The sequence below is a fragment of the Jejuia pallidilutea genome, assembly GCF_002973595.1.
Taxonomy (GTDB): Bacteria; Bacteroidota; Bacteroidia; order Flavobacteriales; family Flavobacteriaceae; genus Jejuia; species Jejuia pallidilutea.
The window spans coordinates 1-10,159 of sequence record NZ_PVEO01000019.1 but is presented as its reverse complement, the minus strand read 5'-3'; the positions used below and the strand labels follow the sequence as shown (position 1 = coordinate 10,159).

13 protein-coding genes are annotated in these 10,159 nt (G+C 32.6%); 12 read left to right on the top strand and 1 reads right to left on the bottom strand.

Annotation, left to right across the window (positions count from 1 at the left end; all coding sequences use genetic code 11):
- Positions 1-256 precede the first annotated feature (256 nt).
- From CLV33_RS17160 to CLV33_RS17135, 5 genes are all read left to right on the top strand, one after another.
- Entirely contained in the window at positions 257-628 is a 372-nt protein-coding gene (locus CLV33_RS17160) for a transposase (protein WP_099570594.1), read from the top strand.
- A 208-nt stretch (positions 629-836) separates the two neighbouring features.
- Positions 837-1,484, top strand: a complete 648-nt coding sequence (locus tag CLV33_RS17155; protein ID WP_105474910.1) for an IS3 family transposase — start codon at positions 837-839, stop codon at positions 1,482-1,484.
- 237 nt (positions 1,485-1,721) lie between these two features.
- Complete coding sequence (locus CLV33_RS17150) at positions 1,722-1,988, top strand: transposase (protein WP_105474909.1); 267 nt, start codon at positions 1,722-1,724, stop codon at positions 1,986-1,988.
- A 361-nt stretch (positions 1,989-2,349) separates the two neighbouring features.
- Entirely contained in the window at positions 2,350-2,547 is a 198-nt protein-coding gene (locus CLV33_RS17140; protein ID WP_146109771.1) for a hypothetical protein, read from the top strand.
- Positions 2,548-2,712: 165 nt separating this feature from the next.
- Positions 2,713-4,269 (top strand): alkaline phosphatase PhoX, encoded by a 1,557-nt coding sequence (locus tag CLV33_RS17135; protein ID WP_105474906.1) that lies wholly within the window; start codon positions 2,713-2,715, stop codon positions 4,267-4,269.
- A 493-nt stretch (positions 4,270-4,762) separates the two neighbouring features.
- On the opposite strand, the gene CLV33_RS17130 is transcribed toward CLV33_RS17135, so the two are convergent.
- Positions 4,763-5,293 carry a hypothetical protein gene (locus tag CLV33_RS17130; protein ID WP_146109770.1) on the bottom strand — a complete coding sequence of 177 codons (531 nt, stop codon included), beginning with the start codon at positions 5,291-5,293 and terminating at the stop codon, positions 4,763-4,765.
- 351 nt (positions 5,294-5,644) lie between these two features.
- Here CLV33_RS17130 and rplM point away from each other — a divergent pair, with 351 nt between their 5' ends.
- From rplM to CLV33_RS17095, 7 genes are all read left to right on the top strand, one after another.
- Complete coding sequence (rplM, locus tag CLV33_RS17125; protein ID WP_042245323.1) at positions 5,645-6,100, top strand: 50S ribosomal protein L13; 456 nt, start codon at positions 5,645-5,647, stop codon at positions 6,098-6,100.
- Entirely contained in the window at positions 6,101-6,487 is a 387-nt protein-coding gene (gene rpsI, locus CLV33_RS17120; RefSeq protein WP_042245326.1) for a 30S ribosomal protein S9, read from the top strand.
- Between the two features lie 13 nt (positions 6,488-6,500).
- Positions 6,501-6,737, top strand: coding sequence for a hypothetical protein (locus CLV33_RS17115; RefSeq protein WP_105474904.1), 237 nt, complete (start codon positions 6,501-6,503; stop codon positions 6,735-6,737).
- Positions 6,721-7,494 carry a 30S ribosomal protein S2 gene (rpsB, locus tag CLV33_RS17110; RefSeq protein ID WP_042245411.1) on the top strand — a complete coding sequence of 258 codons (774 nt, stop codon included), beginning with the start codon at positions 6,721-6,723 and terminating at the stop codon, positions 7,492-7,494. The genes CLV33_RS17115 and rpsB overlap by 17 nt, the downstream gene beginning before the upstream one ends.
- Positions 7,495-7,586: 92 nt before the next feature.
- Positions 7,587-8,552: a translation elongation factor Ts gene (gene tsf / locus CLV33_RS17105; protein ID WP_042245329.1), complete on the top strand. Its 966-nt coding sequence runs from the start codon at positions 7,587-7,589 to the stop codon at positions 8,550-8,552.
- Between the two features lie 420 nt (positions 8,553-8,972).
- On the top strand, positions 8,973-9,209 hold the full coding sequence (locus CLV33_RS17100; RefSeq protein WP_146109769.1) for a hypothetical protein: 237 nt from the start codon (positions 8,973-8,975) through the stop codon (positions 9,207-9,209).
- Between the two features lie 29 nt (positions 9,210-9,238).
- Positions 9,239-9,958 (top strand): GLPGLI family protein, encoded by a 720-nt coding sequence (locus CLV33_RS17095; protein ID WP_105474902.1) that lies wholly within the window; start codon positions 9,239-9,241, stop codon positions 9,956-9,958.
- Positions 9,959-10,159 lie beyond the last annotated feature (201 nt).

Genomic DNA, 10,159 nt, shown 5'->3' with positions numbered 1-10,159 from the left:
GGTCTCTACGTGTATATTAACCTTATTCCTCTCTTTGGTTCTTTATGATTAATTTATCTAATTTAGTGAAATGCTAAGTTAAGACGTGTATAATTAATTGCTTTGGTAAGTGCTTATTTGGAAAATTCCTTCGGAATTTTCCCGCGTTCGTTTTTGTTTACTAAATTAGTTGCTGAAACACGCAACTAACCATACACAATAACGTTGTAGGTAATTATGACCCGTCCTGAATAAAGGCTACATAATTTTAAACATTATGTACAAAAATGACAAAGTAATTAGACGTTACAGCGAACCTTTCAAATTGAAAATTTTAGCTGAACTTACAACCGGAAAACACACTAAGAGCGAACTATGCAAACTCTACTCCATTGCTCCTACAACAGTTAATGAGTGGATTAAAAAGTACAATCGTAAAGACTTAATGAACACAAGAGTAAAAGTGGAAACTAAAGACGAAATATCTAGAATCAAAGCATTGCAAAAAGAAATTGAACAACTTAAAAAACTACTCCTTAAAAAGGATCTGGATGCTTTGGTACTGGATTCATACCTGGAAGTAGCTGCTGAAGATCTAGGCTATAAATCTGTTGCTGAACTAAAAAAAAAGTTAAGCATAAAGCCTTAGTAAAAGCTAAACAGAAATCTAAGGGATTTGCTTCTTTGACTACCATAACCCATTCATTGTTTTGGACTCAAACGAGATGCGTATTATAAATACAAATCTAGAGCTGATAAACGTTTAAAACTAGAAAAACAGATTATTGAAATTGTTAGTAAAAGACGTAGATCCCTTCCTAGAGAAGGTGTCCGCAAACTCACTAAATCATTAGAAAATGAGTTTAAAATGGCAAAACTTAAAGTTGGCAGAGACACTTTATTTAACGTCCTTAGAAAACACAATATGCCTTACACTTAGAAAGAAAACCAGTAGCAGAACAACCAATTCTTATCATCGTTTTTATAAGTATAACAACATTATTAAAGACATTGATATTAATCGACCTAATCAAGTTTGGGTAAGCGATATCACTTACATTAGAACCGTAAAAGGCTTTTGTTACTTAGCTTTAATAACAGATATGCATTCTCGTAAAATTGTAGGTTATGACCTTAGTGATAGCTTGGAACTAAATGGATGTGTGAGAGCACTTAAAAAGGCTATTTATCAAGCTAAGGACATTAAGCTGCTTATTCATCATTCTGACAGAGGTATACAGTATTGCAGTAATGTTTATACAAGAATACTAAAAAGGAAAAAGGTTGCTATCAGTATGACTGAAGAAAATCATTGTTACGAAAACGCCATCGCTGAACGCGTAAACGGCATCTTAAAAGATGAGTTCTATCTCGACCAAACCTTTGATAACGTAACACACGCAAAACGCGCAGCAAAAAATGCAATTAATCTATACAACGAAATAAGATTACACGTATCTTTAGATTATAAAACACCGAATATGGTATATAAATTATCAGCTTAAAAATCAATTTTAACCTGTAGCCATATTTCAGGACTAGACACATCGCCTACTTCTGAAAATCCTCGCGGATTTTCACGCAACGAAACCATAGCCAAGTACATAAGCACAAATATAAAAAAACGAATCCTGACAATATTAACTATTCTGATTTTGTAGGCTTCCCCAAAAATGTAGGCTTCCCCAAAAATAGGACATTGATTAATTATAAAATTCTAATTTTAAACATCAATAGTCACTATGAAGAAAAGCAGATTTACAGAGAGCCAAATCATCAAAGCTCTCAAAGAAAACGAACAGGGGAGATCAGTAAGTGATCTTTCCAGAGAATTAGGTATTGACAAGAGCACTTTTTACTACTGGCGCAAGAAGTATGGCGGCATGGACCGTCAAGAGCTCAAGCGCCTTAAGGAATTAGAGAATGAGAACAAAAAGCTCAAACAGATGTATGCGGACGTAAGTTTGGACAATAAGATGCTCAAGGACATACTATCAAAAAAGTTCTAAGACCTTCCGACAAGAAATATCGAGCAAAGTATCTAATCAAGCAATACGAAATACCTATCGCAAGGGCCTGTAGTGTCGTTAACCTGTCTCGCTCAATGTGGTATTACCAAAGTAAGAAAGATGATACTGAAGTAATAGATAAATTATCAGAACTGGCTGAGCGCTATCCCACCAGAGGTTTTGATGAGTATTGCTTAAAGGTCCGTCGTGAAGGTCTAAAATGGAATAGAAAACGAGTATTGCGTGTATATCGTCAGATGAAGCTGTCCCTAGGCGAAAGCACAAAAAGCGCATCATAAAACGTATACAGCAGCCTTTAGAGACCCCTAAGGAGCTCAATGTGTGTTGGAGTATGGATTTTATGAGCGACATACTAACCGATAGCAGAAAGCTACGGGTATTAAATATAATGGATGATTGTAACCGAGAAACGTTATCCATAACTGCAGGACTATCCTATCCAGCTAGAACGCTTATAGAAACATTAGAGAATTTAAAAAAAGAAGATTTTTGGTGTTATTTAGAAGTCGGAATAAAAAAAACGTTGTACAACAAGTAAATAAAAACTATTTGTTTAATTTTAAAGTGTCCTAAGAAAGAGAAGCCTACGTAATAATATATTAACTTATGGACTGTTTTAATATGCTTCTTTTCTTTTATGAAATTAATGAATAAAGATAAAGAAAATTGTTAATACTCATTAGTTAAAACAAGAAAATTCTTAATGAAAAATATTTTTTTATTTATAATTGTATTTACTTTAGATTCGTGTTTAATTGCCCAAAATATTGGTGATTTTATTTCTGTCGAACCATCAGTTCAGAGTTCAAACTTCACAATTCCTTCTACTCACATATTTCAAAAAATTATTGAAGAAGGAGATATATTACTCCAAGGAGGAACACTTCCAGGCAATACTGATTTTACTGGATATGTACCTATTAATGGAAGTAGTGAAAATGGGTACATAAGCATAAATTCAGAACTCACTCCGGGAAGTGTAAGCATATTGGATATTAATTATAATTCGACAACTAAACTTTGGGAAATTACTGATTCAAAAGCTATAGATTTTAGTGGAGTTGCAGGCTCCTCCAAAAATTGCTCTGGTACTGTAACATCATGGAATACTATAATATCATGCGAAGAAATTACTTCAAATTCAGACATAAATAATGACGATAGGAATGATTTAGGGTGGTGTATTGAGATAGACCCAGCCAGTAAAAAAGTTATCGATAAAAGATGGGCTTTAGGCAATTTTGAGCACGAAAATATTACTGTTCATAGCAACGAAAGAACGATTTATGAAGGGGCAGATTCTAACCCTGGTTATTTATATAAATTTGTTGCAGATACCGCTCAAGATTTAAGCAGTGGTAATCTATTTGTGTACAAAGGATCTAAAAATGGTTCTGGAAACTGGATTCCCATTAACAATAAAACACCTTCTGAGCAAAATTCAACTCTATCGCAAAGTGCATCTGTAGGCGCAACCGCATTTAATGGGATAGAGGATGTAGAAATTGGACCTGATGGGTTAATTTATTTCGCTGTTAAGGGAGAAAACAAGGTTTATCGTTTTCAAGATTCTGATCCTATTACAGGAATAACAGTTCATAAAATGGAGACTTATGTTGGAGACGCGTCTTATAATATTCAGCACACTAACGGAACATCTACAGTGGTTTGGGCCTATGGAAATGATAATTTAGCATTTGATGGCGAAGGCAATCTATGGGTATTACAAGATGGTGGCAATAATTATATTTGGGTAGTTGAAAACGGTCACACACAAGGTAATCCGAAGGTTAAAATTTTTGGAAACACTCCATTAGGATGTGAACCTACCGGAATTACATTTTCTCCAGATTTTAGATTTTTATTCATGTCAATAATGCACCCTAACAGCAGTAATAATGACACTTCACAAACTGATGCATCTGGTAACCTTATAAGTTTTGATAAAGATATTTCAATAATTATTGCTCTTAACGAAAATTTGGGAGGAACTCTTTCCGATACCAATTTTAATTTGGTAGAAAAATTATCAATCTACCCTAATCCATCCAATGGAAAATATAATATTAATTTAGGGAAAATAATGTCAGATATCAACGTCGAAATATTTAATCTACATGGTCAACTTATCTTAAGAGAAAAATTGAGTGTTTTAAATAAGTTTACTTTAGATCTATCAAGTGAAGCATCAGGAATTTATTTTATAAAAATAAAATCAGACAATAATTTACTAGGAATAAACAAATTAATTAAAAAATAATGATTTAACAGCAGCTCCTACGCAGGGACTAACAACCCTTAGCTGCTCCCCAGTTTTATATAAAAAACAAGGACAGTTTAGTCATGGTAGAAGCTCGTAACTTCTATAAAGAAATGAGAATCAACACTCAACACTTTCTCCGACAGTTTAAAACCTACACTAGTAGTTAAGATATCTCTTTTTATCTAATAAACCTGATAAATATCAACACTATACTCAGAAAGATAGTAAAAAAAGCAAGGATTCGCCCTATTGAAGGAATCTATATTTCCTATTGTTATCATATTTTTATCCTGCTCTTTTATTCTTTCCGATTAAAATATCCAATCTAAATATAACACAAACTTAGGATGACTACAAAGGCAAGCTTTTGTTACAATTTATTTTTTAAGCTAATAGTTAAATTTGAAGATAATGGTATATACTCACGCCACTAATTCTAAAAATTGCTATTGGTGAAAATTTTAAACTTACATACTTTTTTAGGTTGGTGTTAATTTTTATATACTTCAGCATATGTCATTTTAAGCTTTTCACCTTTTGGAACAATAAATATGGCGTCATCTGAGACTGATTCTCCTTTTTTTAAATAATACGCAGTAATAACATATTTTGTAATAACTTTTGTTTCACCTTCCTTGTCGTAAGATTTAAATCTATATCTTATTCTATGCGGTTTCAAAAATAATTGCTTTTCTTTTGCCGTAAGTCGCTTTCCATTAGCATTTAAACAGTTAAATGTTACTAAAGATCTATTTTGTTTTTTAGAAAAATCGACTTTAGTTTCATCTATGTCACTTTCAAGAATTATTATGTCTTGGTTACTAATATTTTTTGCATCTAACTTCACTTCGTACCTATCGTATATAGTGCCTTGAATTTCTTTACTTGTAAAGTTTACTACTTTATAAGAAATCCTTAATTTATCGAGTTCTATTGGTGTATTCTCATCAATACTTTGAGAATTAACCTTTATTATGCTAAATAATATTAAGATAATAAATAGATTTTTTAAATCCTTCATAAATAGTGTTTGCTTTTTTTGTTTGAAATAAACGCTCTTTAAGCGTTTAAAGTTTATCTTCAAATATAAAAATTTATTGGGTCTAACATCAAAAATAATAATTCACCAAACTTTAAAGTGTATCTGAAAAATTTAAGTTTACAATTGCGCTTTAACAAAAAAAATAATACAACATACCAAAACATTAATTTTCTACAATTAATTAAATTTTTACCTTCAATTTTTCACCTTAAAAACCTTTATTTTTTTTACATAAAATAATACACCGCACTATTTGGTAATCAAATATATAATCGTAAATTTGCAAACTCTTTTTGAGAGAGGAATGTTTAATCAGAAAAATAAAAAAGTGTGGACACATTAAGCTACAAAACGATTTCTGCTAACAAGGCTACTGTAGATAAGCAGTGGGTTATTGTTGATGCTGAAAATCAAACGCTTGGTCGTTTAGCTTCTAAAGTTGCAAAACTATTAAGAGGTAAGCACAAGCCAAACTTCACACCACACGTTGATTGCGGCGATAACGTAATTGTTATTAATGCAGAAAAAATCAACTTATCTGGAAACAAGTGGAACGATAAAACATACATTCGTCACACAGGTTACCCAGGTGGTCAAAGAAGTTTAACTGCTACCGAGTTGTTTGGTAAAAACCCAGCTCGTATAGTAGAAAAATCAGTTAAAGGAATGCTGCCTAAAAACAAATTAGGTTCTGCTTTATTCCGTAATCTAACAGTTGTTGTTGGTTCAGAGCACAAACACGAAGCTCAAAAACCAAAAACAATTAATTTAAACGAATTCAAATAAATGGATGTAATTCACAAAATCGGCCGTAGAAAGACGGCTGTTGCTCGTGCCTATGTTTCTAAAGGAAAAGGAAACATTACGATTAACAAAAAAGACTTAACCGATTACTTTACTACAGGTACTTTACAGTACAAAGTAAAGCAACCTTTGGTTTTGACTAACAATGACGGCAACTTTGATATTACAGTAAATGTATATGGCGGTGGTATCACTGGTCAAGCAGAAGCTGTACGTTTAGCATTATCTCGCGCAATGTGTGAAGTTGATGCTGAAAACAGAGGTATCCTAAAGCCAGAAGGTTTATTAACCAGAGACCCAAGAATGGTAGAACGCAAAAAATTCGGTCAGAAAAAAGCGCGTAAGAAATTCCAGTTCTCTAAACGTTAATAGTATCCTCAACTTGATTGGGAATCTTAATCAAGAGTTATCCAATCAAGTTGAAAATTTATTAAGTAAAAAAGTTTCTGAAATACATTCAGAATTAATTAAAAACCAGTTATTGTTGTCTATTCCAAAAGATTTGGAAAGATTTAGTTTAGCATCTAAATGGTTAAGGCGAATTTTAAAAAAAAATGACCACTTAATCATTGCTAATTCAACAGAACGTAAACTATTACAAAATGGCAGTAGAAGTTAAAGAACTACTAGAAGCAGGTGTACACTTTGGGCACCTTACACGTAAATGGGACCCTAATATGGCACCTTACGTTTATATGGAGCGTAACGGCATCCATATTATCAACCTTTACAAAACAGCAGCTAAAATTGACGAAGCTGGCGCAGCATTAGCAAAAATTGCAGCCTCAGGTCGTAAAATCTTATTTGTTGCTACTAAAAAACAAGCAAAAGATATTGTTGCTGAAAAAGCAAGCGCTATTAACATGCCCTACATTACTGAAAGATGGCCAGGTGGTATGTTAACTAACTTTGTTACTATTAGAAAAGCCGTAAAGAAAATGGCTTCTATTGATAGAATGAAGAAAGATGGCACTTTTAACACACTATCTAAAAAAGAGCGTTTACAAGTAGACCGTTTAAGAGCTAAATTAGAAAAAAACTTAGGTTCTATTAGCGACATGACGCGTTTACCTGGTGCTTTATTTGTTGTAGACATTAAGCGTGAGCATATCGCGATTAAAGAAGCTCAAAAATTAAACATTCCAATTTTTGCAATGGTAGATACAAACTCAGATCCTCGTCAGGTGGATTATGTAATACCAGCAAACGATGACGCTTCTAAATCGATAAACAAGATTTTAACTCACGTTACTGATGCAGTAGCAGGAGGTTTAGCTGAACGTAAGGCAGAAAAAGAAGCTGCTGTAGCAGAAAAAGATGCGCCTAAAGCAGAAGCTAAAAAAGCAGCACCTGCTAATAAAGAAGAAGAAGAATAAATAACACTAATAAAACATTATAAAGTCGTTTGATTCTTTTCTTATGGAAATAAATTAAACGACTTTTTTCAATCTCAAAATATTTTAAAGTTATGGTAAAAGTAACAGCCCAAGAGGTTAACAAATTAAGACAAGCTACTGGCGCAGGTATGATGGACTGCAAAAAAGCCCTAGTTGAAGCTGAAGGAGATTTCGATAAAGCTATCGAAGTTTTACGTAAAAAAGGACAAAAAGTAGCGGCAAAAAGAGCCGATAGGGAATCTAGCGAAGGTGCTGCTGTTGCAAAAGTAAATGCAGACAACACTGTTGGTGTAGCCATTGTTTTAGGTTGTGAAACCGATTTTGTTGGTAAAAACGAGAACTTTTTAGCACTTGCTAGTGAATTAGGAGACATTGCCTTAAACTGTGCATCTAAAGATGAATTTTTAGCTGCAGATTTTGGTGGCATGTCTGTTGCCGATAAATTAGTTGAACAAACTGGTGTTATTGGTGAGAAATTAGATATTAATGCTTTTGAAAAAGTAGAAGCGGCCTACGTTGGTGCTTACGTACATATTAATAAAATTGCTGCTATTGTTGGGTTCTCTAGCGTTGTAGACAATATTGAAACTCTTGCTAAAGATGTAGCAATGCAAATTGCTTCTATGGGAGCAACTACACTATCTTACAAAGATTTTGACCCTGCATATATTGCATCTGAAACTGAAGCTAGAATTGCTGTAATTGAAAAAGAAAATATTGAGCTAGGGCGTTTAGGTAAAACACTTAAAAATGTACCTCAGTATATTTCTCAAGCGCAATTAACGCCTGAGGTTATGGCAAAAGCAGAAGAAGCTGCAAAAGCTGAATTAAAAGCAGAAGGTAAGCCAGAGCAAATTTGGGATAGAATTTTGCCTGGTAAAATGCAGCGTTTTGTATCAGATAACACTACCTTAGACCAAGAGCAGTGTTTATTAAATCAAAACTTCATTAAAGACGAAAAGAAAACCGTTGAAGCTTATGTGTCTTCTTATGGTGATGTTGAAATTACTGGATTTAGAAGAGTTACTTTAGGGTAACCTATTCCTGCGCACGCAGGAATCTCTAATATACAAAAACCACTATCCTTTCAAGGATAGTGGTTTTTTTGTGGTGCTTTACAACAAACCTTCTGTGCAAAACCCATAACCTAAAATTCTTAACAATTTTGTAAGAAAAAATTTTGATGTTTTGTCTTTTTTTTTTTTAGATTTGAACTGTTCAAGGATAGCGTTTTGTCATCAGTCTAGACAAGGCAATGTTTTTGGGCAAATGTTGCAACACAATCAGCGCTGATTATTTTTTTCTCCCTCAACAAATTGATGGCGCAACGGTTTGGGCTTAGACTACCCATTACCAAAACATAGACTGAAACCATAGACTGAAATTTTAGACTGATAATTATTTTGTTAAACCAACCAGTTGTAACTTGTATTGACTGGTTTAAAATTTTAGAAATTATGAAGAAATTACTTTTATCACTAGTATTTGTTCTTTTTACTCTTGGTATATCTATTAATGCCACCGAAAACAACAATTATTTAAGCTATCAAGATACAGTTGAATATGACGATACTCAAACTCCATGTGCTTTATATGCTGAATTTATGGGGCTTGAATTTGAAAGAAATGATTTGAATTATTGGAATGGATATTTTGGTGGTTACGCTAAGTATATTGGTATACTTTACAATTAAAATAAATCTGTATAATAGATTCTTTTGTCATGAAAAATTTAATTCTGTATTTCTTTCTTTTCTTAGGAGCATCAATCTATAGTCAGAATAATTCTGGTATAGTAATTTACAAGGCTATTAAAAAAGAGACCTCTACAGATAAGATAAGTGACAAAGATTATAAAGCTTTTTCTGAAAAACTTGAAAAAAGTGCTGTTCAGCTAGAATTTAAATTACAATTTAATAAGCACTATTCTCTTTTTGCTCTTAAAGACGGCTTAACGATTGATAAAAATGACTTTAACTCTCAAATGGCTATAATGTTATTAAGAGGAAATAATGTTTATTTTACAGACAAAAAACTAAATGCTTTATATGAAAATACCGATTTTCTTAGCCAAAAGTTTTCAATAAAGTATAAGTTTGAAGATTTAGATTGGGTTATAACTAAAGACACAAAAATAATCGAAGGCTATAAATGTTATAAAGCCTATTACAATAGACCGTTTTATGATAGAAATGGCGATAAAAAATATGGTACAGTACTAGCATGGTTTACTCAAGATATATCTTCTAGTGCAGGCCCTTTTGAAGCTGTTGGTTTACCTGGTTTAGTTCTAGAATTCCATTCTGGAAAATATATTTTTATTGCTAAAGAAATTTATTTGAAAAAAGATATAAAAATAGAAAAACCTTCAATGGAAAAAACTATAAGTAAAGCAGAGTTTGATAATATTCAAAAAGAGAAATATTTAGACTTAAAAAACTGATTTGTTAAGAATATTTTTTAAAATTTCGATCAAATCGCACTGTTTAGAGGCTGTCTGAAAAGGCAGCTTTTTTTTTGCGATTGATAGAGTTAGTTTTTAACTTTAGGGATGAGCAAAAAAGTAGTTTTTAAGACCTACCATCAAGACCAGCTAAGTCTATTGCCACCAAGTTATGATGATTTAGTCCCTACTAATCATCCT

Bases quoted from the DNA above. Each gene is read 5' to 3' on its own strand.
- rpsI (WP_042245326.1), top strand. From the start codon at position 6,101: ATGGATGTAATTCACAAAATCGGCCGTAGAAAGACGGCTGTTGCTCGT.
- rpsB (WP_042245411.1), top strand. From the start codon at position 6,721: ATGGCAGTAGAAGTTAAAGAACTACTAGAAGCAGGTGTACACTTTGGG.
- tsf (WP_042245329.1), top strand. From the start codon at position 7,587: ATGGTAAAAGTAACAGCCCAAGAGGTTAACAAATTAAGACAAGCTACT.
- CLV33_RS17155 (WP_105474910.1), top strand. From the start codon at position 837: ATGAGTTTAAAATGGCAAAACTTAAAGTTGGCAGAGACACTTTATTTA.
- CLV33_RS17130 (WP_146109770.1), bottom strand. From the start codon at position 5,293: ATGAAGGATTTAAAAAATCTATTTATTATCTTAATATTATTTAGCATA.
- CLV33_RS17140 (WP_146109771.1), top strand. From the start codon at position 2,350: ATGAGCGACATACTAACCGATAGCAGAAAGCTACGGGTATTAAATATA.
- CLV33_RS17095 (WP_105474902.1), top strand. From the start codon at position 9,239: ATGAAAAATTTAATTCTGTATTTCTTTCTTTTCTTAGGAGCATCAATC.
- CLV33_RS17150 (WP_105474909.1), top strand. From the start codon at position 1,722: ATGAAGAAAAGCAGATTTACAGAGAGCCAAATCATCAAAGCTCTCAAA.
- CLV33_RS17135 (WP_105474906.1), top strand. From the start codon at position 2,713: ATGAAAAATATTTTTTTATTTATAATTGTATTTACTTTAGATTCGTGT.
- CLV33_RS17160 (WP_099570594.1), top strand. From the start codon at position 257: ATGTACAAAAATGACAAAGTAATTAGACGTTACAGCGAACCTTTCAAA.
- CLV33_RS17100 (WP_146109769.1), top strand. From the start codon at position 8,973: ATGAAGAAATTACTTTTATCACTAGTATTTGTTCTTTTTACTCTTGGT.